This is a genomic window from Mycolicibacterium septicum DSM 44393 (genome assembly GCF_000455325.1).
Taxonomy (GTDB): Bacteria; Actinomycetota; Actinomycetes; order Mycobacteriales; family Mycobacteriaceae; genus Mycobacterium; species Mycobacterium septicum.
This window is the reverse complement of sequence record NZ_HG322951.1, coordinates 1,372,657-1,395,060: the sequence shown is the minus strand read 5'-3', so window position 1 is coordinate 1,395,060 and position 22,404 is coordinate 1,372,657. Positions and strand designations below refer to the sequence as shown.

Sequence of the window (22,404 nt, the reverse complement as noted above, 5' to 3'; positions counted from 1 at the left end):
GCGCCCAGCACGACGACCAGGCCGAGGCACCCGCGAGCCCGTCGCAACCACCCCGGGACCCACGCATCCACGGCAAACCCGACCCCAACGACTACCCCGCCGACCGCACACCAGCCGTAACCGGGCCTCCCGCAGTCCTTCTCGGCGGCGGCGTCGTACCCGCACCGCTACTGGCCGAACTCATCGCCACCGGCGCCACCGTCAAACACCTCACCCACCCCGATGACCTCACCACCCAACCGCATTACCGGCCCACATCAAAGCTGGCCGCCTTCGTCCAAATGCGCGACCTCGTGTGCATGTTCCCCGGCTGCGGAGTAGCAGCCCACCATTGCGACCTCGACCACACCACCGCATGGCCCGCCGGTGCCACCCACCCCGGAAACCTCGGACCCAAATGCCGAACCCACCACCTCCTCAAGACCTTTGAGACCGGCAAGGGCGGCTGGACCGATGTTCAACAGCCCGACGGCAGCCACACCTGGACCGCGCCGACCGGCCACACCTACCAGACCACACCCTTCAGCCAGATCCTGTTCCCCGACCGGGCCATCCACACCCCGGCCCCACCCGCCAAGTCCGCGCCAATGGCCACCATCGACCGACACACGAAAATGCCGGTCCGCCAACACACACGCCAACAAACCCGCACCCAACGCATCAACACCGAACGCCGACTCAACACCGAACTCGACAAACCCCCGCCCTACTAGGCAGAACGGTTGCGGAATGCCTCCACCGCGGTCGGCAGGGTGGGAAAGATCCGCTCGGCGCCGACGCGGTCGAGAAAGCCCGCTGCCACCAGGTCGTCGCGCAGATCGGATTTGACCCGGGCCATCGCGAACACGATGCCCCGTGCGACCAGCTCACCGCGCAACTGCTCCAGAGCATCGACGGCCGTCAGGTCCGGATCGACGTTGGCTTCGGCGTTGTAGACGAACCATTCGACCTTGCCTGGGGCGTTCTCCACCGCGGCGAACGCACGTTCCCGGAAATCCTCCGCGTTGGCGAAGAACAGCGGGGCGTCGTAGCGGTAGACCACCAGCCCCGGAACCAGCTGGGCCTCCGGATAGTCGTCGACGTCGTGCATCCCGGCGATCCCGGGGACATAGCCGAGCACGCTGTCGTGCGGGCGGGCGATGCGCCTCAGCGCGTCCATGAGTGACAAGGCGATCGCCACCAGCACCCCGTAGAGCACGCCGAGGCCCAGAACCGCGACCGTGGTGGCCACGGCCAGAATCAGCTCGCTGCGCCGGAAGCGCGCCAGCCGCCGGAACTCCGCCACGTCGATCAGCCGCAGGGCGGCGTAGACCACGAGCGCCCCCAGGGCGGCCATCGGGAAGTTCTCCAGAAGATCGCGGCCTGCCAGCATGACCAGCAGGACCGTCGCCAGCATCACCAACGAGTACAGCTGAGTTCGGCTGCCCACGGTGTCGCCCAGTGCGGTACGGCTGCCGCTGGAGCTGACCGGAAAGCCTTGCGTGACACCTGTTGTCAGGTTGCACACGCCCAGTGCCCGCAGTTCGGCGTTGGCATCGATGGACTCCCCCTTGCGCGCCGCGAAGGTGCGCGCCGTCAGGGCGTTGTCGGAGAACGCGACCACCGCGATGCCCACCGCCGGGATCACCAGGGCCACCAGCTCCGTCATCGGGACCGGCGGGAGGGTAGGTACCGGCAACCCGGCCGGGATGCCGCCGACCACCCGAATCCCCTTGTCGTCCAAGGAGAAGAGCCACACCACAGCGGTCGCCGCCAGCACCGCGACCAGCGGTCCGGGGAACCGCGGTGAGATCCGGTACAGCACGAGCAGCAGCACCAGAACCGTGACCGACAGCGCAACCGTGGGTACGTGCACCGATTCGAGGCCGCCGACGAAAGAGCGGACCTGATCGACGAACTCGTCTCCGGTGACCTCGATCCCGCTGATCTTCCCGAGTTGGCCGCTGATCATGATGACGGCGACCCCGGTCATGTAGCCCACCAGGACCGGGCGCGACAGCAGGTCGGCCAGGAACCCGAGCCGGCACAGACCGGCCACCAGGCAGATCGCCCCCACCAGCAGGGCCAGCACCGCCGACAGCGCCGCGTAGCGCGCCGGGTCGACGATGGCCAATGGAGCCAGCGCCGTGGCCGTCATCAGGGCCGTGGTGGATTCCGGCCCGACCGACAATTGCCGGGAAGAACCCAGCAGTGCATAGACCGCCATCGGGACCAGCGCGGCCCACAACCCCGCGACCGGCGGCAGGCCGGCCACGGTCGCATAGGCCATCACCTGCGGCACCAGGTACGCCGCTACCGTCACCCCGGCCAGGACGTCGCCGCGCAGCCAGGACCGCCGGTAGCCGGTGAACTGCGCCAGTCCGGGGACCCAGCGCGCCAGGTTGGTTGTCATCACGGTTGATTCTTGCCGCAGTCCGCGTGCGCGGCAGCCGATCATGGTGTGTAGTCACATTCGTGATTCCGCTGAGTTGGAAGTACGTCGAGACGCGCACCGATGACGACTTCGTCGTCAACCCCGGGGAACGGCTCAATTGGTCGAGCACCATCGGTATCGGGGCCCAGCATGTGGTGGCCATGTTCGGTGCCACGTTCCTGGTCCCGGTGCTCACCGGCTTTCCGCCCGCCACCACGCTGCTGTTCTCCGGCGTTGGCACCATTCTGTTCCTGCTCATCACCGGCAACCGGTTGCCGAGCTACCTGGGGTCGAGTTTCTCGGTGATCGCCCCGGTCACGGCGGCGGTGGCCTCGCACGGAACCGGAAGCGCGCTGGGCGGTTTGATCGCGGTCGGGGTGTTGTTGATCCTCATCGGAGCGGTGGTGCACCTGGTCGGCACCCACTGGATCGACCTGGCCCTACCGCCGGTGGTGACGGGCGCGATCGTCGCACTGATCGGCTTCAACCTCGCGCCGGCCGCCAAGGCCAATTTCGAGAAGGGACCCTTGGTCGGGCTGGTGACGTTGGTGTTGCTCGTCGCCACGCTGGCGTTCTTCAAGGGACTGATCGGCAGGCTGGCCATCTTCGGCGCGGTACTGATCGGGTACCTGCTGGCTCTGGTCCTCGGCGATGTGGACACCGCGGCGATCGCCGCGGCACCGTGGCTGGGGCTGCCCGAGTTCCACACCCCGACGTTCAACCTGGCGGTTCTGCCGCTGTTCCTGCCCGCGGTGATCGCACTGGTCGCCGAGAACATCGGGCACGTCAAGTCGGTGGGGCAGATGACCGGCACCGATCTCGATCCGATGATCGGCCGCGCGCTGGCCGCCGACGGCGTGGCCACCGTGCTGGCCGGCGCCGGGGGCGGATCGGCCACCACCACCTACGCCGAGAACATCGGCGTGATGGCGGCCACCCGGGTCTACTCGACCGCGGCGTACTGGGTTGCCGCGATAGTGGCGATCGTATTGTCGTTGTGCCCCAAGGTCGGAGCGGCGATCTCGGCGATCCCGCCGGGTGTGCTGGGCGGCGCGACCATCGTGCTCTACGGCCTCGTCGGCATCCTGGGCGTGCGGATCTGGCTCACCAATCACGTCGACTTCTCCAAGCCGGTCAACCAGATGACCGCCGCCATTCCGCTGATCATCGGGATCGCCGACTTCACCTGGCAGCTCGGCTCTCTGACGTTCACCGGGATCGCGCTGGGTTCCATCGCCGCGTTGCTGGTCTTCCACAGCATGAGGTTGTTGGAGTATCTGGGGAACCTGGCCCAACCTACTCGCCAAGAGCGTTGACCACGCGGGCGAACACCGAGGGCAGCGCCGCCGAAGCCGGGGTGATACACGCCCGCACCGGACCAAAACCGCTGCCGTGCAACAGGGCTGCCGTCAGCAACCGATAGCGGCGCGTCATCGCCCGCCACTGCCGGTCGTAATCACCCGGCCGGTCCGCGCGTACACACCCCACCAGGAGTTCGGCCGCGCCGAAGGCAAGGCCCATCCCCTCCCCGGTGAGGGCATCGACGTATCCCGCCGCGTCGCCGACCAGCAATACCCGGCCCGCGCTCCGGTTGCGGACCTTCTGCCGCAACGGCCCGGCCGCCCGGTCGTGGCCGTGCTCGAGGCCGTGAATCCGCTCGGCCAGCAACGGGAATGCCGCCAGGTGCTCGTCGAAGCCGCCGCGCACCGAGGTCAGAATCGCCACCCCGACACAGTTCTCCCCGACCGGTGTCACATACGCCTCGGCGTCAGGACCCCAGTACACCTCGACACAATCCGACCACGGCGCGATCTGGACATGCCGCCGGATTCCCCAGCGGCGTCTCCTGCCCTCTCCGCCGCTGAGCCCGAGCGAGCGGCGGATGGGCGAATGCAGGCCGTCGGCGGCCGCCAGATAGCGGGCCCGAAAACCGGCCGCGCTCACCGATGCCGAGTCCTGGGTCACCGGCCCCACCTCACCCTGGACCACCCGGACCCCGGCTTCCGACGCGGCCTGGGACAGTGCGGCGTGCAGAACGGTGCGACGCACTCCGCGCCCGGCCCCGTCGCGGAACCTGGCCTCGGCGGTGCGGTGTCCGTCCAGGTAGCGGATGCCGTAGAAGGACCTGTATGCGCGTCCGTCCACCTCCGCACCCAGACGTTGCAGCTGCCGGACCGAGTGCGGCATCAGCCCCTCACCGCAGGCCTTGTCGATCGGGCCTTGGCGCCGTTCCACCACCACGGTCTCCAGCCCGGCACGCGCTGCGTGCACCGCGGTGGCCAGCCCGGCCGGGCCGCCACCCGCGACGAGCAGATCGATCACGTCAGGCCTTGCAGCGCTTCGTTTTCCACGCGGATCCGGGTCCGCAGCAGCGCGGCGTTGGCCACCGTGAACACCAGAGCGGTGATCCACGCACCGCCGGCCAGCGGCAACGCCGCTCCCTCGGTGACCACTGCCACGTAGTTCGGGTGCGGCAACACCCGGTACGGACCGTCGACCACGCGCGTGGCTCCTGGAACCACCACGACCCTGGTGTTCCACTGCCTGCCCAGCGTGGTGATGCACCACCACCGCAGCGCCTGGGCCGCGAGCACGACCGCCACCATGATCCGGCCGAGCACCGGTGATGGCCGGCGCCGGCGCGCCTCCACCACCGCGCCGACCAGAAGCGCGCTGTGCAGCGCCACCATCACCGGATAGTGCCTTACCCCGAATTCCTTGCCGCCCTGGGCGATGCTCCACTGCAGGTTGCGTTTGGACACCACCAGTTCGAGGACCCGCTCGACGGCGACGAGGGCGATCAGCGCGGTGAATCTCTTCGCCGCCATCAGCGCCAGCGCAGCAGGACGAGCTCCGAGCAGAAGCCCGGACCCATGGCCATCATCACCCCGGGGGTATCCGACTCCGGCCGTTTGCGGATGGTGTCGCGCAGCACGTGCAGCACCGAGGACGAGGAGAGATTGCCGACGTCGGCGAGCGACTGCCAGGTGAGATCCAATGCGTCCTCGGGCAATCCGAGGGTATCGATGATCGCCTCGATCACCTTCGGCCCACCGGGATGGCTGACCCATGCGGACACATCGTCGACGGAAAGGCCGTGATCGCCGAGGAACCCGGTGACATCGTCACCCAGGTAGCGCCCTACGAAGCTCGGGACTTCAGCGCTCAGCACGATCTCGAAACCATCGGAGCCGATGTCCCAACCCATGGCGTGCAACGAGTCTGGATACAGATGACTGCGTGAGTCCAGCACATCGGGTCCGGTCGGGTTGAGCTTGCGTGCCCGTTGTTCGCCGACCGCCACCACCGCGGCGGCGCCGTCGCCGAACAGCGCGCCGGCCACCAGAGTCGGCATCGTGGGATTGTGTTTGCGTGTCAGCGAACACAATTCGACCGACACCAGGACGGCCACCTTGTCGGGCGCGCCCCGCAGATAGTCGTTGAGCCGCGCGATGCCGGCGGCGCCGGCCACACAGCCCAGTCCGAAGATCGGGATGCGCCGTACGTCGGGCCGCAGGCCGAGTCGCCCGGCGATGCGCGCGTCCAAGGACGGGACCACGGCGCCGGTGACCGTGGTGGTGACGATCAGATCGACGTCCTCGGGGCGTAGCCCCGCCTCGTCGAGGGCCCCGGACAGTGCCGCGCAGCCCAGTTCGGTCGCATGCTCGATGAACAGGCCGTTGCTCTCACCGAAATCGTCGAGATCGGCGTATTCCTCCAGCGGCCGGACCAGATACCTGCTGTTCACTTTCGCGCTCTTGTGCAGGGCCCGCACCACATCCTCGACCTCGGCGTATCCCGGCAGGTCAAGCAGGGCGCTGGTGACCTCGTCCTGCGTATACCGATGCGGAGGTAGTACGGCATGGACGCCGGCAATGGTGCTGTGGCTGGGCATTCTCGCGACGTTAATTCCCATACCCGTACCACGGGGGCCTACCCTCGCCGGTTCAACGCTCCCCCGGCGAATCCGGGTCAGCCGCGGTGACGTCGGTCACGTGCCGGCACACCATTGGGGCCATCGATCGACCGGGCGTACGTGCCGACGGTGAACGCGATCGCCGATCCCATGATCCCGAGCGCGTGCGCATCGACGTTGTCGATGGTGTCGCGGGCCGTGTGATAGTTCGGATCGAAGGCCGCCCCGGCCCGTCCGCCCCACAACCGGGCCTGAACCTCGGTCTTGCGTTGCGACGATCCGGTTGTGGTGCCCCCGATCGGCACGCCGGCCTGCAGGAACGGGTGGTAGTCGGTGTTGGCGCTGATCGGCATGTCCGCCGGCCGCGCCCCGGCCAGGTTGAGATAGCCGGCCATGGTCCTTTCGATGCCGGCCGATCCTTCGGGTATCGCCTTGGGGTCGGTGGCCTGGCCGGACTGGTCGCCGTCATAGGTGAAGAACCCGGCGTTGGGCGAGCCGACCATGTCGAAGTTCAGATACAGCGCGAGATCGTCGAGCTGGTCGAGCGGCAGGCCGCGCACGTACTGCTTCGACCCGTCCAACCCCATTTCCTCGGCGCCCCAGAACGCGAATCGCACCGCATTGCTCGCCTGCGGCGAACTACCCATCTGCAGCGCGGTTTCCAGGACGGCCGCGACCCCCGACCCGTTGTCGTTGATACCCGGACCGCCACCGACGCTGTCGAGGTGCGCACCCACCAGCACGACATCGGAGGCCGACCCGGTCTTGGTCTGCGCGGTCAGGTTGCGGGATTTGATCATTTCGGCTTTGCCGTCGAGCGTCAGCCGGACCGGGGCGGTGGTGCGCAGCAACGCCGCATCCGCGTTTTCGTCGATGATGCCGACCGGGACGGTGAGTTCGCGGTAGTAGCCGGTGGTGAACAACCCGCCGGGAGGAGGCTGGTGCCCGCTGTTGACCACCAGCAGCCCCACCGCACCCTTGGCCAGCGCGGTGTTCTGTTTTGCCACAACGGAACACCCGGTGTCGTCGACGACCGCGATGGCACCGGAGATGTTGACCGACCCGTAGTCGGTGGCCGCACATCCGGACGGCTTGCCCGGACGCAGCGTGGGCGCGTTGAGCCCGTCGGGCGCCGTCGTCACCAGCATCGACGCCTGATCCACCTGGTACGTGCCCCCGGACACGGTCAGCGCCGGGTTACCCCCGCGCATCGCGCCCATCCGCTCGAACTCCGGTGTCTGGACATCAAAACCTTTGTCCCGCAGGAGTTGTGCCACATAGTCGACGCTGGCTTCGTAACCCGGGCTGCCGACCGCCCGGTTCCCGCCATGACTGTCGGCGATCTCCTGGAGCTTGCGCAGGTGGGTGAACATGGCGTCGACGGTGATCTTGCCCGCCAGTTCCTGCGGCTCGACAGCCTTCGGCGATGGCTGTGCCGAGCATCCCGCCAGTGCGGCACCGAGCAATAGGGCTGCGAGTCGACGCGCCGTCACTGCGCGGTGATCTGGTGCCGCGTACGGTCCGAACGAACCGGTAAACCGTTGCGGCCCCGCTGATCTTGGGCATACAGCCCGACAGCGAATGCGACTCCCTCACCATGTATCTGCAGTGCGTCCCGGTTCACGTGGTCAAGGGTATCGGTGTTCTTGTGATAGTTCGGGTCGAACGGTTGATCCACCTCGCCGGCCCACAATTTTGCTTCCTCGGCGTCCATCTTGTCCTCGGCACCGGAGAACAACCCACCGGAGGGAATGCCCGCCATGGTGAACCCGTCATAGTCGGATCGACCGTCAAAACTGGTGTCGCGCGGCGTCTTTCCGGCATTCTGCAGATAGGCCGCCAGGGTCCGCTCGATTCCCGCCGAACCCTCGGGGACGCGGGGGCGGCCCTGCTCGTCCAGCGGTGCGGACTGGTCGCCGTCGTAGGTGAAGTAGCCCGCGTTGGGTGAGCCGAGCATGTCGAAGTTCAGGTACATGGCGATGTCTTTGAGCTGCTCGGTGTCGAGGGACTCGACGTAGTTGGTCGATCCGAGCAAACCTTCTTCCTCGGCTCCCCAGAACCCGAACCGCACCGCGTTGGCCACCTGCGGCGAATCACCCATCTGCAAGGCCGTTTCCAGCACCGCGGCCACGCCGGAACCGTTGTCGTTGATTCCGGGGCCCTCGGGAACGCTGTCGAGGTGGGCACCGACCATCACCACGTCCGAGGTCGAGCCGGTCTTGGTCTGGGCGATGACGTTGCGGGTGTGTTCGACACGCACGCCCGCCACGAGCTTGATCGTGGTGGGCCCGGGTGAGTTGCGCAGCCGGGTGCCCTCATCCTTGGTCACGCTGACCACCGGGATCTTGACGTCGGTGTTGCGGCCCAGCGTGCCGCCCATCTTCTCGTCGTTGTTGGTGTTGACCACGATCATCGCGACCGCGCCGCGCTCGGCCGCGGCGGCCTGTTTGTCCGCGAACGGGCACGAGCCGCGATCGACCAGCACGACCGCACCGGCGACCGGGAGCCCGTCGAAGTCGGCGGCCTCGCATCCGGGGGTGTCCTCGACCTTCGCCGGCACCAGCGGCCCGGACACGCCGTCCTGCGCGGTACCGATGGTGAACTCCAGCGGCTTGGCGGCGACGGGTTGGCCACCGACGGTGACCTGGGGGTCCTCGGCGAACGGGAGTTTCACCTCGAACTCGGGGGTTTCCACGTCAAACCCCTTATCGCGCAGCGCGCCGGCCACGTAGTCCACGCTCGCGTCGTACCCCGGGCTGCCCAGCGCGCGGTTGCCCTTGTTGTCGTTGGCAATGTCCTGCAGCTTGCTCAGATGCCCCATCATCGCGTCGGCCGAGACCCGCTCGCGCAACTGGTCGGCGAACTGCGCCGCCGCCGACGAGGATTCCTGGGATTGCCGCCCGTCGGTCTGCAGTTCGGTCTTTGCATCACAGCCGGCCAGCCCCGCGGTCAGCGCCAGCGCGCAGAGAACCGCCCCCGTCGAAGTACGTCGCATTGCACCCACGGTAGCGGCTCCCCCGAACGGCCTGGCGCATAAATCAGTTGCCTGGTGATTTGCTGCGGTGGCATGGTGTTCCCCGGCGCCGACAGGGAAGCAGGCCGAGCGGGGTACCGCAACGTTTCTGCGTGTTGCCGGCGGCGTCATGGCACAGGTAAAGGGCCTGAGGTTCGAATCCTCTCCTACAACCCCGATACCGTCGCCGGAATCGCGCAGTCAGCGGCCTTGCGGCCCGCATCCGCCGGGACGGGGATGTGACGCCCCGTCACCGATTGCGCCCGGCGGCGGTATCCCTTTGCTGCACAGACACATACACCGGAAGGAGGACACGACATGAGTATGTTCACGTTCAACCGAATCACTGTTTCCGCAGGCCAGTGCGCACTGGAGTACAAGGACGGCACGCTGGGTCGTGTCCTGCCCCCGGGACGCCACCGCATTGATGTGGCGGCCTCGGTGGTGCGTGTCGAGATGCGTGAGCAGGTGCTGACGCTGGCTCCGCAGGAGGTGCTGACCTCGGATGCGGTGACGCTGCGTATCACCGTCGCGCTGCAGTTCAAGGTCCGCGACGCGGTGGCCTACGTGGAGGCCGCGGCCGACCCGATGGCTGCGGTGTACCTGGCCGCGCAGATCGCACTGCGCGACCTCGCCTCGGCGGTGACCGCGGACGAGGTGATGCAGCGCGGCAACCGCATTGATGCCGACGCGATCGCCGCGGCAGCGCGGACGGCCGGTGCCCGCACCGGAGTTCAGGTGATCGGGGCGTTCGTCAAGGACGTGATCGTCCCGACCGAGATCCGGGCGGCCGCACTGCAGCTGGCGACGGCCAAGGCCACGGGTGCGGCGAAGCTGGAAGCCGCCCGTGCCGAGACGGCGGCCCTGCGTGCGCTGGCCAATGCCGGCAAGCTGCTGGACGCCCACCCGGCGCTGGCTCAGCTGCAGCTGATCCAGCACGTGCCGTACGGGTCGAAGGTGGTGCTGGCCCTGGGCACCAGCGATGCGGTTTCACCGGATGTGGCGTCTGACCCGGAGTAATTCCGGGTCAGGCGTCACGCCTGTTCAGCACCACCGCGGCAGCCACGAACGCCACCGCCACCCACACCAGGAAGTAGAACAGCGAGCCCAGCTCACTCCACGACGTGTAGTAGGTGGGGAACAACCACTCGACCTGAAGGAACCGGAACATGTTGGCGAACGGCAGCCACGGTCCGACCTTCGGGCCGGTGTTGGGCATGTTGCCCAGCAGGGGCTCCGCCACCAGCGGCCACAGCAGCAGGATGGCCACGGCACCGGCCGCGAATCGCAGCAGTGCCCCTACGGCCACCCCGAGCACCGCGGCCAGTGCGGCATAGAGCGCGAACCCGCCGGCCACCCGCCAGGTCGCCGGGTTGGCCATCGACAGTTGGGTACCGACCACCGGGTCGGCGACCATCCGGGCCACCAGCACCGAGGCCAGCACCATGATCACCGCACACACCGAGGAGAAGGCCGCGCACACCACCGCTTTGGCGGTCAGCACCTGCGTCCGGTTCGGCGTGGCCAGCAAGGTGGTGCGGATCAGCCCGCTGCGGTACTCGCCGGTCATCGTCATCGAGGACAGCACCATCAGCACCGGAACCCCGAACACCGCGACACCCAATGCGGCCTTCGACGGGGACAACCCGGAGTAGTGGTGCGCCGTCAGGCCCTGCATGGCGGCCAGACCGAGGCTGAGCACCGCCACCCCGACCGTCGACCACAGCGGGGAGCGGGTGGTGGCCAGCTTGATGCGCTCGGCGTCGAGCGCCGCCAGCGCGCTCACTTCTTCACCGCCCGGTAGTCGACGGCATCGTCGGTGAGTTTCAGATACGCCTCCTCCAGCGAGGCCTGCCGCTGGCTCAATTCGTGCAGGGTGATCGCATTGCGCGCGGCGAGGTCGCCGATCACCTCGATGGCCGCGCCGTGCACCGCCAGCGCATCGCCGTCGGCGGCGGCCTCCACCTCGAACCCGGCGTCGGTGAGAACCTCACGCAGCGTCTCGAGTTGTGGTGTGCGCACCCGGACGGTGTCCGCGGACGTGCCGCTGACGAACTCACTCACCGTGGTCGAGGCGATCAGCTTGCCCTGCCCGATCACCACCAAACGGTCGGCGGTGTTGGCCATCTCGGCCAGCAGGTGGCTGGACACGAACACCGTGCGCCCCTCGGCGGCCAGGTTGCGCATCAGCGTGCGCACCCAGTGGATGCCCTCGGGGTCCAGGCCGTTGACCGGTTCGTCGAACAGCAGCACCGGCGGATCGCCCAGCAGCGCAGCGGCGATCCCCAGCCGCTGGCTCATGCCCAGCGACAGTGTCCCGGCGTTACGGTCCCCCACCGCTGTCAGCCCGACTGTCTCGAGCACTTCGTCCACCCGGGCCGGCGCGATGCGGTTGGCCGCCGCGATCCAGCGCAGGTGGTTGCGGGCCGAGCGGTTCGGGTGGGCCTGACGCGCGTCGAGCAGGGCGCCGACCGCGCGCAGCGGATCGCGCAGTTCCCGGTACTTCTTGCCGTCGATGGTCGCGGACCCGGTGTTGGGATGGTCCAACCCGAGGATCAGCCGCATGGTGGTGGTCTTGCCCGCGCCGTTGGGCCCGAGGAATCCGGTCACCACTCCCGGTTCGACGGTGAACGTCAGATCGTCGACGGCTCGGTGGGATCCATAGAGTTTTGTCAGCCCGGTCAGTTCGATCATCACCGCCATCATTGCAGGCGGTGTCGTTCTGACTGCTCAGGTTCAGATCAACTGAACATTCCCGTCACGTCGGTCTCGGTGGAGTTGAGCGTGTCGATGCCCCCGTGAACCGCGGCGCACAGCTTGTCCAACGCGGCCGCCTCTTCGTCGGCTTCTTTGTTCCACTCGCTGTACTGCTGACTGAACTGTTCGGCGGCCGAGCCGGTCCAGGTACCGCCGATGTCGGCCATCAGCGCGGTCTCCTCTTCCAGGATCTGCTTGACCTTGGCGGCCTCGGCATCCAGCTCGGCGGCCAGTTGTCGCGTCCGCTCGAACTGGACGGAGATATCGGTGCTCATCCGGAAACCTTCCGACTCAGATGTTCATGGACTGGGCCAGCGAGCCGGCCGCGTTGCCGTCAGTCCCCTCGTACGCCGCGATCGCTTCATCGAGAAGGTGCGACATGTCGAGCTCTTCCCGACGGACATCCGATGCCTGCGTGAGGTAGTTCGAGAGGGCGGACTGGACAGCTGAGCCCGCTGCTCCCGTCCAGGTCGCGGCGAACTCACCCGCGATCTCCGTCACCCGGCGCTCGTGCTGCGCGCGTTCCTGTGCGAATTTCGACAGTTGGGCGGACTTCTTCCGAAGCTCGTCACCATTCAACTCGAGGCCCATGAGGAGATTCTTACACGCCGTCATCAGCCCTGATCGCACGAATTCAGCTGCTCGGGCCGGCCTCTGCCACCACCAATTCGGCGACCGCCCGCATGCCGGCGGCGTTCGGGTGCAGCGGCGCGGGCCGTCCCGGCCAGGGCAACCCGGGCCGCGTGGTCCACGGCTGGGCCGACCAGGCATGGTGCGTCAGGCTGGCCTGTGCTGCGCGCACCCATCCGCAGCCGGTTTCGGCGGCGGCCTCTCCGGTGAGTCGTTCCAGCGTGGCCGCGACGTGTCGACCGAGCGCCGCGTCAGCCTCCAGCAGCGGTGAGGCCGCCACGCCTTCGGGCGGCAGCACCGTCAGGTAGTCCACGAACAGCACCCTGGCCGCAGGAGCGCGTTGCCGGATCTCGCGCCCCACCGTCACCAGCGCGTCGGCCACCTGTGTCAAGGCCGCCTCCCGTGCGGCAGGATCCAGCAGGCCGCGAAGGAACGGCCCCACCAGCGGCACGGACCGGGTGAATCGCGGCAGCGCAGCCGCCATCAACTGGGGCACGTAGCCGGCGTCGTTGCCGCCGATCGTGACGGTGACCAGGGCCTCGGACCCGTCGAGCGCGTCGATCTGAGGCGGCGCACCGTTCTGACGCTCACTCAGGATGTGCGCGGTGGTGGCCCCGGAGTACGTCACGTCCACCAGATCGAACCCGAGCCGGGCGGCCGCCAGATGGGGGTAGTTGCGTGCCGAGCGGCCCGCCTGCCACGGCGCACCGGGTGCCGACGGTTTGATGCCCGGCCCGGCCGCCATCGAACTGCCAAGGGCCACATAGCGCGTCACAGCGCCGGGCTCGACGCCTGGGCCCAGAACCGCTTCGGGATACGCCCCGCCTGACGAGCCAGATATCCGGCGGTGACGGCTGCCGACATCGCGGCGGCCATGGTCGGCGGGTCGGCGGCGCGGGTGACAGCAGTGGCCAACAGCACTGCATCGCAACCCAATTCCATTGCCATCGCGGCATCGGAGGCGGTGCCGATACCGGCGTCCAGCACCACCGGCACCCCGGCCCGCTCGACGATCATCTCGATGTTGTGCGGGTTGGAGATGCCAAGGCCGGTCCCGATCGGCGAGCCCAGCGGCATGACGGCGGCACAGCCGGCGTCCTCCAGCCGGCGGGCCAGCACCGGGTCGTCGTTGGTGTAGGGCAGCACGATGAACCCGTCGTCGACCAATTGCTCTGCGGCCTTGACCAGTTCGATGGCATCGGGCAGCAGCGTGCGCTCGTCGGCGATGACTTCGAGCTTGACCATGTCGGTACCCAGCGCCTCCCGCGCCAGCTGCGCGGTCAGCACGGCCTCGGCCGCACCGCGACAGCCCGCGGTGTTGGGCAGCGCCGCGATACCCAACCGGTTGAGCAGGTCGAGCACCCCGGTGCCGGTCTCGGCGTCGACCCGTCGCATCGCCACGGTCGTCAACTCTGTCCCCGAGGCGACCAGGGCCTCTTCCAGCACAGCCAGATTCGGTGCGCCACCGGTACCCATGATCAGCCGGGAGCCGAACTCCCGGCCGCCGATACTGAGTTTTGACTCACCCACCCTGCACCGCCGTCACGACCTCGACCCGGGCACCGTCGGACAGGGTCTGGTCCCATTCCGAACGGGGCAGCACCGTCCAGTCCAGTGCGACCGCGATGCCCTTGTCCGGGAAGCCCCGGGTCTCCAGCAGCCCCTCGACGGTGGTCTGCTCGTCCACCTCGAGGGTCTCGTTGTTGACCGTGATGGTGATCATTTCGCTCCCACGCTCACCTCGAGCTCAGCCGCGATCCGCTCAGCGGTCCACGGCGCCAACAGAAATCCGTTCCGGCCGTGTCCCACGGCCACCAGCGTGCGCTCGTCGACACGTTCGACGATCGGCAGGCCGTCCGGCGTCATCGGCCGCAGCCCCGCCGCGGTCTCGGCCAGCTCGTACTCGCCCAGCGCGGGCATCACCGCGCAGGCGTCCTCCAGCAGATCGCGCACCCCGCTGACCACCGGCGCGGTGTCGCGACCGTGCTCGTACTGGGTGGCGCCGACCACCACGCCGTCGGCGCGCGGCACCAGGTACACCGGCCGGCCGTGAACGCGGGCCCGGATCACCCGCTGCGGCACCGGCATACAGCCCTTGCGCCACCGCAGCCTCAGCACCTCGCCCTTCACCGGACGCACCGGCAGGCCGGGCAGGAGCTTCGGGGCGTCGATTCCGTTGGCGACGACGACGGCGTCGGCCGAGTTCACTTGGGCCAGATCCTCGACCGGCCCGGCCCACCGCACAGCCAGCCGTTCGCAATGCGCGGCCAGTCCGTCGACCACGGCACGGTTGTCCACGGCGAGTTCGGTGGTGGCCCGGAACCCGTGCCGGATACCTTGGGCCAGAAGGGGTTCCACATCACGGGCGGCAGTGGTCAGTTCGACCGGCTGCCCCTGCGCGGAGAGCCATTCGGCGACGGTGTGCAGGTCGGCCACATCGGCCCGGTCGACGGCCACCACCAGCGACTCGCGCGCGGTGACCACCTCGGGTGCCAGCCCGTCGAGGAATCCGGAGTGCCACAGCTTCAGCGATTCCAGGCCGATCTGCAGTATCTGTTCCTCGCCCGGCCAACCTTCGCTGTGCGGGGCCAGCATTCCGCCGGCCACCCATGATGCGCCGCGCTCGGTGGTGCAGTGCAGCCGCACGGTCCAGCCGTCCAGCGCCGCCCGGCGTGCGACGGACAGCCCGATCACACCGCCGCCGACGACGGCAAGTGTTCGCGCCATACCCGCTCCCTTCGCCGGCATGACCCGGATCAGGTGTGACGGTCAGGGCCGGTCCGTATGCCCACTCTCAGCCCCACGTCCCCGGGGCTCCCGTATTGCCAGTCCAGGGTACTCGGGCACCACCGGCTACCGTCGCGGTGTGGAATCACCCGCCGACCGTTTGCAGCGCGCCACCCTCTACCTGTGCACCGATGCCCGCCGGGAGCGTGGTGACCTGGCCGAATTCGCCGATGCGGCGCTGGCCGGCGGGGTGGATCTGATCCAGCTGCGGGACAAGGGGTCGCCCGGGGAGAAGCAGTTCGGCCCGCTGGAGGCGCGTCAGGAGCTCGAGGCGCTGGAGATCCTGGCCGACGCCGCCCGCCGCCACGGTGCGTTGCTCGCGGTCAACGACCGCGCCGACATCGCGCTGGCCGCCGGGGCCGACATCCTGCACCTCGGTCAGGACGACCTGCCGCTCGCGGTCGCCCGCGGCATCATCGGCGAGCGCCCGGTGATCGGCCGCTCCACCCACGACGCGGCGCAGGCCGCTGCCGCGATCGATGAACAGGTGGACTACTTCTGCGTCGGACCGTGCTGGCCCACCCCGACCAAGCCGGGCCGGTCCGCGCCGGGTCTGGACCTGGTGCGCGCGACGGCCGCGCTGAATCCGGCCAAGCCGTGGTTCGCGATCGGCGGGATCGATCAGCAGCGGCTTCCCGAGGTGCTGGCCGCCGGTGCCCGGCGCATCGTGGTGGTCCGCGCGATCACCGCCGCCGCGGATCCCCGCGCCGCGGCCGCCGAACTCAAGGACGCGATCGCTCAGGCTTATTGATGCCGGTTGTGCTCCAGCGGCAGGGATGCCGTCACCGCACGCAACTGCTCCCAGCTCGCGGCGAACCCGGGATGCAGCGGCAACTCGGCCACCTCGTCCTCGGCCACCCAGCGCAACTCCGAGCTCTCCCGGTTCGGGACGGTCTCCAACGGCTCGGGCACGTCGGCGATCACCGTCGTGTAGGACCAGTGGGTGCCACCGATACCGGCCACCTCGGCCGTCACCACGGTGGTGCGCACCGTGAGCTGTTCGGCTGTCACCCCGGCTTCCTCATGGGCTTCCCGGACCGCGGCCTGTTCGGCGGTCTCATGACTGTCGCGGGCACCGCCGGGCAGCGCCCACGTTCCGCCCTGATGGCTCCACGGGGCCCGATGTTGCAGCAGCACCGCCGCTGCTCCGCCCGGCCACGGTGCCCGGAGCAACAGGCCGGCCGCACCGTGGCGCCCCCAATAGCGGGCGCCGTTGTCGGAGAACACCCAGCCGTCACCGTCGCCACGCACCCGTACAGGATAAGGAACGTCGCCAGTTTCGGTGGGCCGCAATTTCTCCGCGAGCCTAAGCGCGGCGCTCTTAGAATTTTTTTATAGTGTTGGAACACCCCGTAAGCACCGAAACTAAATGAGGTCCGTGCGCAGGTGACTGTGGATTTGGCACATCCCTCGACCGAACCGCTCGCGTCCCGGTCGCCGACCACTCCTGCCCACCCGCGCTGGTGGTTTCTGTGGACCACGCCCGGGCGCATCCTGACGATCGGAGTGACGCTCGCCGGGCTGGTTATAGCCAGCGCGTTCGCGACGTCCACCACGATCAACGACCGTCAGCAGGCGTTGACCACGGTGCTCGATCACACCGAGCCGCTGGCGTTCGCGGCCGGCCAGCTCTACACGACGCTGTCGGTCGCCGACGCCGCCGCGGCCACGGCCTTCATCGCCGGGGCCGAACCCCGCGATGTCCGTCAGCGATACGAGCAGGCCATCACCGACGCCTCGGTGGCGGTGACGCGGGCATCGAGCGGGTTGACCGACGAAGCACTGGTGCAGCTGCTCGGCCGGATCAACGCACGGCTCGCGGTCTACACCGGCCTGGTGGAGACCGCGCGGACCAACAACCGGGCCGGCAACCCGGTGGGTTCGTCCTACCTGTCGGAAGCCTCGGCGCTGATGCAGTCGCAGATCCTGCCCGACGCGCAACGCCTGTACGAGGAGACCTCGGCGCGGGTGGATGCCGAGACGACCGCCTCCACCCGGATCCCGACTGCGGTGATGCTGGTGGTGCTGGCCACGTTGATGTTCGGCGCGTTCGCCAACCGCTGGCTGGCGCGGCGCACCCGGCGCCGGGTGAACATCGGGTTCGTGGCCGGCGGGATGGCCGTGCTGATCATGCTGATCTGGGTGACCACTGCACTGGTGATCTCGACGTCGGACAGCCGCAGCGCCAAGGACACCGCCGCCGAGTCCCTCAAGACCGTGACCAACCTGGCCATCACCGCGCAACAGGCCCGGGCCGACGAGACGCTGGCCCTGATCCGGCGCGGCGACGAGAACCTGCGCAAGCAGTCCTACTACCAGCGCATCGACGCCATGCAGCAGCAGCTCGCCCAGTATCTGGCCCGCGACACCCGCATCGACAAGAGCGATCTGACGGGGGCCGAGGATCTGCTGACCAAGTGGCGCGCCGCCGATGACCGGATCAACGCCTATATCGCGGTGGGCAACTACCAGGCCGCGACGCAGGTGGCGCTGGGCACCGGCGAGGACGATTCCACGTCGGCCTTCGACAAGCTCGACGACGCCTTGTCCAAGGGCATCGAACAGAGCCGCAGCCAGTTGCGCAATGACATAGCCAATGCCCGCCGGGTGCTGTCCGGTGCGACCGTGGGCGCCGCGCTGCTCAGTGTGGCCGCGGCGCTGGCGGTGGCGTTGGGACTGTGGCCCCGACTGAGTGAGTACCGCTGATGTGGAAGATGAATAAGGCGTTGGCCATCCTGACCGCGACCCTGGCAGTGGCCGGGTGCAGCCAGAGCGCGCCGGCGTTGACGTTGCCGACGATGACGCTGGCGCCGCCCAGCCCGGCAGGCATGCAGGAGCTTGCGCCCCAGCCGGTTCGGGTGCCGACGCAGGACACCGACGAGTGCAACCGCACCGCCAGCCTGCGGCCGTTCGGCAATCAGGCCGACGCCGACGCCGCGGTGGCGAAGATCCGCGACCGCGGGCGGCTGGTCGTCGGGCTCGACATCGGCAGCAATCTGTTCTCGTTCCGCGATCCGATCACCGGTCAGATCAACGGGTTCGACGTCGACATCGCCGGGGAGGTCGCGCGCGACATCTTCGGCACGCCGTCACAGGTCGAGTACCGCATCCTGTCCTCGGCCGACCGCATCACCGCGCTGCAGAACAATCAGGTCGACATCGTGGTCAAGACCATGACGATCACCTGCGAGCGCCGCAAGGAGGTCAATTTCTCCACGGTGTATTTCATGGCCCACCAACGCATCCTGGCCGCGCGGGACTCCAACATCTCGCAGGCCTCCGACCTCTCGGGCAAGCGGGTGTGCGTGGTGGACGGGACCACGTCGCTCAAGCGGATCCAGCAGATCAGCCCGTCACCGATCATCGTCTCGGTGGTGACCTGGGCCGATTGCCTGGTGGCACTGCAGCAGCGCCAGGCCGATGCGGTCAGTACCGACGATTCGATCCTGGCCGGGCTGGTGGCCCAGGATCCTTATCTGCACATCGTCGGCCCCAGCCTCAACGAGGAGCCCTACGGCATCGGGCTGAACCTGGACAACACGCCGCTGGTCCGGGTCGTCAACGCGACACTGGAACGCATCCGCCGCGACGGCACCTGGAACACGTTGTACCGCAAGTGGTTGACGGTCCTGGGGCCGGCACCGTCGCCCCCGGTTGCGAGGTATGTCGACTGATGAAAAAGCCTGACGACAGCGGACTCCCGGAGGCCCCCGACACCGAGGGCGGCCCCGGGACTCAGCCGGCGAGCCTCGAAGACCTCGAGTTGGATTCGCAGTCGACCCTGCGGCCCATGGCGACCCAGGCGGTGTTCCGCCCGGAGTTCGACGAATCCGACGATCCGACGTTCGGCGGCGGCGACACCGAACCGCAGAACCTGGCCACGATCGCCACCCGGATGCTCTCGCCGATCCGCAGGCTGGGCGGCGGGCTGGTCGAGATCGCCCGGGTGCCCGAGCGAGATCCGTTGACGGCGTTGATGACCAACCCGGTGGTGGCCGAGCAGAAGCGGTTCTGCTGGAACTGCGGCAAGCCGGTCGGCAGGTCCTCGCGCGACGGGCATGCCCTGTCGGAGGGCTGGTGTCCGCACTGCGGCAGCGCGTACTCGTTCCTGCCGCAGCTGTCCCCGGGCGAGATCGTCGCCGACCAGTACGAGATCAAGGGCTGCATCGCCCACGGTGGTTTGGGCTGGGTGTATCTGGCCTTCGACCACAACGTGAACGAACGTCCGGTCGTGCTCAAAGGCCTGGTGCATTCCGGTGATGCCGAGGCTCAGGTGATCGCCATGGCCGAGCGCCAGTTCCTGGCCGAGGTGACGCACCCGGGAATCGTGAAGATCTACAACTTCGTCGAACACGATGACAAGCACGGCAATCCGGTCGGCTACATCGTGATGGAGTACGTCGGCGGAACGTCCCTCAAACAGGCCAGGGGCACCCGGCTTCCGGTGGCCGAGGCGATCGGCTACATGCTCGAGATCCTGCCCGCGCTGGGCTATCTGCATTCGATCGGGCTGGCCTACAACGACCTCAAGCCCGAGAACATCATGATCACCGAGGAACAGCTCAAGCTGATCGACCTCGGTGCGGTGTCGAAGCTCAACTCCTACGGATACCTCTACGGCACACCGGGATTCCAGGCACCCGAGATCGTGCGCACGGGGCCGACGGTGGCCACCGACATCTACACCGTGGGACGCACGCTGGCCGCGCTGACCATGAACCTGCGGACCCGGCGGGGCCGCTACGTCGACGGGCTGCCGTCCGAGGACCCGGTACTCGACAAATACGATTCCTTCGGCCGGTTCCTGCGCCGTGCCATCGATCCCGATCCGCGACGCCGGTTCCGCAGCGCCGAGGAGATGTCGTCCCAGCTGCTCGGTGTGCTGCGTGAAGTCGTGGCGGCCGATACCGGTATCCCCCGCCCCGGTCTGTCGACCGTGTTCAGCCCGTCCCGGTCCACGTTCGGCGTCGATCTGCTGGTCGCCCACACCGATGTCTACGTTGACGGACAGGTGCATTCGGAGAAGCTGACGGCGCAAGAGATCGTGCGCGCACTGCCCGTACCACTGGTGGACCGCGCCGATGTCGGAGCCCCGATGCTGGTGGCCAGCGTGCTCAGCCAGCCCGTGCACACCCTGGACCAGCTGCGCGCGGCGCGCCACGGCGCGATCGACGCCGAAGGCGTCGATCTGTCCGAATCGGTGGAGCTGCCGTTGATGGAGGCACGCGCCCTGCTCGACCTCGGCGACGTCGCCAAGGCCACCCGCAAGCTCGACGACCTGGCGACCTGGGCCGGGTGGCGCTGGCAGCTGCTCTGGTTCCGCGCCGTGGCCGAGATGCTGTCGGCCGATTACGACTCCGCGACAAAGCATTTCACCGAGGTACTGGACACCCTTCCCGGGGAACTGGCACCCAAGCTGGCGTTGGCAGCGACGGCGGAACTGGCCGGCACCGCCGATGAGCTGAAGTTCTACAACACCGTGTGGAGCACCGACAACGGCGTGATCTCGGCCGGTTTCGGTCTGGCCCGCGCCGAGTCGGTCGCCGGCTCGCGCGACAAGGCCGTCCAGACCCTCGACGAAGTTCCGCCCACCTCAAGGCATTTCACCACCGCACGGCTGACCAGCGCGGTCACCCTGCTGTCGGGACGGTCCACCGGTGAGATCACCGAACAGAACATCCGCGATGCGGCCCGACGCGTGGAGGCACTGCCCGATTCGGAGCCGCGCGTGCTGCAGATCCGGGCACTGGTGTTGGGCACCGCGATGGACTGGCTGGCCGACAACACGGCGAGCAGCAATCACATCCTCGGATTCCCGTTCACCGAGCACGGTCTGAAGCTGGGCGTCGAGGCGTCGTTGCGGGCGTTGGCCCGGGTCGCCCCCACCCAGTCGCACCGCTACGCGCTGGTCGACCTGGCCAACAGTGTGCGGCCGATGAGCACTTTCTGAGCCCTTCAGCGGTGATACCGGTCCCGCAGTTGCGGGTCGGATTCCCACCAGAGCGCGGAACTTCCGGTAGCGCGCCGCTCCTCGATTCCGGCGTCGATCTCGGCGTCCACCTCGGCGGCGCGCGTGCGCTCATGGGAGCCCAGCTTCCGCATCAACACCATGATGAACGGGATGCCCAGCACGTCGCCCAGAATCCACAGCACCCCGGCGCCCAGGGTCTGGTCGTCGCGCAGGCTGGGTCCCCAATCCCGGTGCAGCGCAGAGTAATAGTCGTAGGCGATCAGTGGACCCAGCCACAGCACCAGGCCGAGGACGCCGTCGCCAAGGCCCTCGGCCACGCTGACGCAGATCGACAGCAGGGGCGAGTACCGCCGTGGAACGGGGTCCGACTGCAAACGCGCGTAGAAGTAGCAGAAACCTATGGCGGACAACGCGATGCTGGTCAGATCCGCGATCACCGGGTTGACCAACGCAGCGACGTACCACGGAGTCAGGTAGAGCAGCCACGGCGTCGCCAGCATCAGCACCGACGTCGCCGGCGGTGACAGCACCACCCGGGCCACCCGCGACCCGAGCGCCGCGTCGATCCGCACGCGGGCATTCGGGCTCGAGGCCTCACGCAGCGCGGTCACCGGCCGGCCCGACGCCAGCAGGAACGGCACCACGTACAGCAACAGCAGCACCTGCAGCGCCCGCACCCAGAACAAGACGAGGGCGTAGTGCGCAACGGCCCCCTGGGTGGCGAACAGCCAGCACGCCATCCCGGCACCGAAGCACCAGAACTGGCGCTGCCCGACACCAGTGGCGCCTCGCGCGCGCCGATGGCACAGGTAGTAGCCCGCGCCGACGACGAGGATCAGCAGCAGGGCCACCCCAAACACAGCGCGAACGTACGCCCCGAACCTGGCAGCATTCCGCCAGGCCATTGTGCTGGCGTT

The 22,404-nt window shown here is 68.3% G+C and carries 23 protein-coding genes and 1 riboswitch; of the genes, 7 read left to right on the top strand and 16 right to left on the bottom strand.

The features are described from left to right. Nucleotides 1-713: HNH endonuclease signature motif containing protein (locus TX88_RS06390; protein WP_162563097.1), on the top strand; the 713-nt coding region annotated here is incomplete at its 5' end. Here TX88_RS06390 and TX88_RS06385 read toward each other — a convergent pair. Continuing rightward, entirely contained in the window at nucleotides 710-2,392 is a 1,683-nt protein-coding gene (locus TX88_RS06385) for a SulP family inorganic anion transporter (RefSeq protein ID WP_044515477.1), read from the bottom strand. The two genes, TX88_RS06390 and TX88_RS06385, sit on opposite strands and share 4 nt — an antisense overlap. A 62-nt stretch (nucleotides 2,393-2,454) precedes the next feature. On the opposite strand from TX88_RS06385, the gene TX88_RS06380 reads away from it, so the two are divergent. Next, on the top strand, nucleotides 2,455-3,729 hold the full coding sequence (locus tag TX88_RS06380; RefSeq protein ID WP_044515476.1) for a uracil-xanthine permease family protein: 1,275 nt from the start codon (nucleotides 2,455-2,457) through the stop codon (nucleotides 3,727-3,729). On the opposite strand, the gene TX88_RS06375 is transcribed toward TX88_RS06380, so the two are convergent. The 5 genes from TX88_RS06375 to TX88_RS06355 all read right to left on the bottom strand — a co-directional run bounded on the left by TX88_RS06375 (nucleotide 3,710) and on the right by TX88_RS06355 (nucleotide 9,324). Beyond that, nucleotides 3,710-4,735 carry an NAD(P)/FAD-dependent oxidoreductase gene (locus TX88_RS06375; protein ID WP_044515474.1) on the bottom strand — a complete coding sequence of 342 codons (1,026 nt, stop codon included), beginning with the start codon at nucleotides 4,733-4,735 and terminating at the stop codon, nucleotides 3,710-3,712. The two genes, TX88_RS06380 and TX88_RS06375, sit on opposite strands and share 20 nt — an antisense overlap. Continuing rightward, nucleotides 4,732-5,241, bottom strand: a complete 510-nt coding sequence (locus TX88_RS06370; protein ID WP_044515473.1) for an isoprenylcysteine carboxyl methyltransferase family protein — start codon at nucleotides 5,239-5,241, stop codon at nucleotides 4,732-4,734. Before TX88_RS06370 ends, TX88_RS06375 begins: the two co-directional genes overlap by 4 nt. Then, complete coding sequence (locus TX88_RS06365; protein ID WP_244438373.1) at nucleotides 5,241-6,308, bottom strand: type III polyketide synthase; 1,068 nt, start codon at nucleotides 6,306-6,308, stop codon at nucleotides 5,241-5,243. Before TX88_RS06365 ends, TX88_RS06370 begins: the two co-directional genes overlap by 1 nt. 77 nt (nucleotides 6,309-6,385) lie before the next feature. Beyond that, nucleotides 6,386-7,822 (bottom strand): M28 family metallopeptidase, encoded by a 1,437-nt coding sequence (locus tag TX88_RS06360; RefSeq protein ID WP_044515471.1) that lies wholly within the window; start codon nucleotides 7,820-7,822, stop codon nucleotides 6,386-6,388. After that, a complete protein-coding gene (locus TX88_RS06355) occupies nucleotides 7,819-9,324 on the bottom strand; it encodes a M28 family metallopeptidase (protein WP_044515470.1) in 1,506 nt (501 codons plus the stop codon). The genes TX88_RS06360 and TX88_RS06355 overlap by 4 nt, the downstream gene beginning before the upstream one ends. 336 nt (nucleotides 9,325-9,660) lie before the next feature. Between TX88_RS06355 and TX88_RS06350 the strand changes: the two genes are divergently transcribed. Then, complete coding sequence (locus TX88_RS06350) at nucleotides 9,661-10,362, top strand: slipin family protein (protein WP_044515467.1); 702 nt, start codon at nucleotides 9,661-9,663, stop codon at nucleotides 10,360-10,362. A gap of 7 nt (nucleotides 10,363-10,369) precedes the next feature. Here the strand turns inward: TX88_RS06350 and TX88_RS06345 are convergent, their stop codons facing one another. From TX88_RS06345 to thiO, 8 genes are all read right to left on the bottom strand, one after another. Further along, nucleotides 10,370-11,128, bottom strand: coding sequence for an ABC transporter permease (locus TX88_RS06345; RefSeq protein WP_044515465.1), 759 nt, complete (start codon nucleotides 11,126-11,128; stop codon nucleotides 10,370-10,372). After that, complete coding sequence (locus TX88_RS06340) at nucleotides 11,125-12,036, bottom strand: ATP-binding cassette domain-containing protein (protein ID WP_044519151.1); 912 nt, start codon at nucleotides 12,034-12,036, stop codon at nucleotides 11,125-11,127. The genes TX88_RS06345 and TX88_RS06340 overlap by 4 nt, the downstream gene beginning before the upstream one ends. A 47-nt stretch (nucleotides 12,037-12,083) precedes the next feature. Next, on the bottom strand, nucleotides 12,084-12,374 hold the full coding sequence (locus tag TX88_RS06335) for a WXG100 family type VII secretion target (RefSeq protein WP_044515464.1): 291 nt from the start codon (nucleotides 12,372-12,374) through the stop codon (nucleotides 12,084-12,086). 16 nt (nucleotides 12,375-12,390) lie between these two features. Beyond that, nucleotides 12,391-12,690, bottom strand: a complete 300-nt coding sequence (locus TX88_RS06330) for a WXG100 family type VII secretion target (protein WP_162563096.1) — start codon at nucleotides 12,688-12,690, stop codon at nucleotides 12,391-12,393. Between the two features lie 43 nt (nucleotides 12,691-12,733). Further along, the gene (locus tag TX88_RS06325) at nucleotides 12,734-13,504 is read right to left on the bottom strand and encodes an SGNH/GDSL hydrolase family protein (protein ID WP_244438372.1); all 771 of its coding nucleotides are present in this window, start codon (nucleotides 13,502-13,504) and stop codon (nucleotides 12,734-12,736) included. Further along, nucleotides 13,501-14,259 (bottom strand): thiazole synthase, encoded by a 759-nt coding sequence (gene thiG / locus TX88_RS06320; protein WP_044515459.1) that lies wholly within the window; start codon nucleotides 14,257-14,259, stop codon nucleotides 13,501-13,503. The genes TX88_RS06325 and thiG overlap by 4 nt, the downstream gene beginning before the upstream one ends. After that, entirely contained in the window at nucleotides 14,252-14,452 is a 201-nt protein-coding gene (gene thiS / locus TX88_RS06315; protein ID WP_044515454.1) for a sulfur carrier protein ThiS, read from the bottom strand. The genes thiG and thiS overlap by 8 nt, the downstream gene beginning before the upstream one ends. After that, entirely contained in the window at nucleotides 14,449-15,456 is a 1,008-nt protein-coding gene (gene thiO / locus TX88_RS06310) for a glycine oxidase ThiO (RefSeq protein WP_044519149.1), read from the bottom strand. The genes thiS and thiO overlap by 4 nt, the downstream gene beginning before the upstream one ends. Then, a riboswitch (TPP riboswitch) is annotated at nucleotides 15,446-15,560 on the bottom strand. (Overlaps the previous gene by 11 nt.) A gap of 35 nt (nucleotides 15,561-15,595) precedes the next feature. Here thiO and thiE point away from each other — a divergent pair. After that, complete coding sequence (gene thiE / locus TX88_RS06305; RefSeq protein ID WP_044515452.1) at nucleotides 15,596-16,267, top strand: thiamine phosphate synthase; 672 nt, start codon at nucleotides 15,596-15,598, stop codon at nucleotides 16,265-16,267. Here the strand turns inward: thiE and TX88_RS06300 are convergent. Beyond that, nucleotides 16,261-16,767 carry an NUDIX hydrolase gene (locus TX88_RS06300; RefSeq protein ID WP_044515451.1) on the bottom strand — a complete coding sequence of 169 codons (507 nt, stop codon included), beginning with the start codon at nucleotides 16,765-16,767 and terminating at the stop codon, nucleotides 16,261-16,263. The genes thiE and TX88_RS06300 overlap by 7 nt on opposite strands. A gap of 135 nt (nucleotides 16,768-16,902) precedes the next feature. On the opposite strand from TX88_RS06300, the gene glnX reads away from it, so the two are divergent. The 3 genes from glnX to TX88_RS06285 are packed head-to-tail and all read left to right on the top strand — an operon-like array spanning nucleotide 16,903 to nucleotide 21,466. Continuing rightward, entirely contained in the window at nucleotides 16,903-18,222 is a 1,320-nt protein-coding gene (gene glnX, locus TX88_RS06295) for a protein kinase G-activating protein GlnX (protein ID WP_044515449.1), read from the top strand. Beyond that, nucleotides 18,222-19,190: a glutamate ABC transporter substrate-binding protein gene (locus TX88_RS06290; RefSeq protein ID WP_409365853.1), complete on the top strand. Its 969-nt coding sequence runs from the start codon at nucleotides 18,222-18,224 to the stop codon at nucleotides 19,188-19,190. Before glnX ends, TX88_RS06290 begins: the two co-directional genes overlap by 1 nt. Continuing rightward, complete coding sequence (locus TX88_RS06285; protein WP_044515447.1) at nucleotides 19,190-21,466, top strand: serine/threonine-protein kinase PknG; 2,277 nt, start codon at nucleotides 19,190-19,192, stop codon at nucleotides 21,464-21,466. Before TX88_RS06290 ends, TX88_RS06285 begins: the two co-directional genes overlap by 1 nt. A gap of 5 nt (nucleotides 21,467-21,471) precedes the next feature. Here the strand turns inward: TX88_RS06285 and TX88_RS06280 are convergent, their stop codons facing one another. Next, nucleotides 21,472-22,392 carry a cytochrome c oxidase assembly protein gene (locus tag TX88_RS06280; RefSeq protein WP_044515445.1) on the bottom strand — a complete coding sequence of 307 codons (921 nt, stop codon included), beginning with the start codon at nucleotides 22,390-22,392 and terminating at the stop codon, nucleotides 21,472-21,474. Nucleotides 22,393-22,404: the final 12 nt, after the last annotated feature.

Coding starts and splice junctions, on each gene's coding strand:
- TX88_RS06290 (WP_409365853.1), top strand. CDS start 18,222: ATGTGGAAGATGAATAAGGCGTTGGCCATCCTGACCGCGACCCTGGCA.
- TX88_RS06365 (WP_244438373.1), bottom strand. CDS start 6,308: ATGCCCAGCCACAGCACCATTGCCGGCGTCCATGCCGTACTACCTCCG.
- TX88_RS06355 (WP_044515470.1), bottom strand. CDS start 9,324: ATGCGACGTACTTCGACGGGGGCGGTTCTCTGCGCGCTGGCGCTGACC.
- TX88_RS06340 (WP_044519151.1), bottom strand. CDS start 12,036: ATGATCGAACTGACCGGGCTGACAAAACTCTATGGATCCCACCGAGCC.
- TX88_RS06370 (WP_044515473.1), bottom strand. CDS start 5,241: ATGGCGGCGAAGAGATTCACCGCGCTGATCGCCCTCGTCGCCGTCGAG.
- TX88_RS06385 (WP_044515477.1), bottom strand. CDS start 2,392: ATGACAACCAACCTGGCGCGCTGGGTCCCCGGACTGGCGCAGTTCACC.
- TX88_RS06285 (WP_044515447.1), top strand. CDS start 19,190: ATGAAAAAGCCTGACGACAGCGGACTCCCGGAGGCCCCCGACACCGAG.
- TX88_RS06350 (WP_044515467.1), top strand. CDS start 9,661: ATGAGTATGTTCACGTTCAACCGAATCACTGTTTCCGCAGGCCAGTGC.
- thiS (WP_044515454.1), bottom strand. CDS start 14,452: ATGATCACCATCACGGTCAACAACGAGACCCTCGAGGTGGACGAGCAG.
- TX88_RS06335 (WP_044515464.1), bottom strand. CDS start 12,374: ATGAGCACCGATATCTCCGTCCAGTTCGAGCGGACGCGACAACTGGCC.
- thiO (WP_044519149.1), bottom strand. CDS start 15,456: ATGGCGCGAACACTTGCCGTCGTCGGCGGCGGTGTGATCGGGCTGTCC.
- TX88_RS06330 (WP_162563096.1), bottom strand. CDS start 12,690: ATGGGCCTCGAGTTGAATGGTGACGAGCTTCGGAAGAAGTCCGCCCAA.
- TX88_RS06280 (WP_044515445.1), bottom strand. CDS start 22,392: ATGGCCTGGCGGAATGCTGCCAGGTTCGGGGCGTACGTTCGCGCTGTG.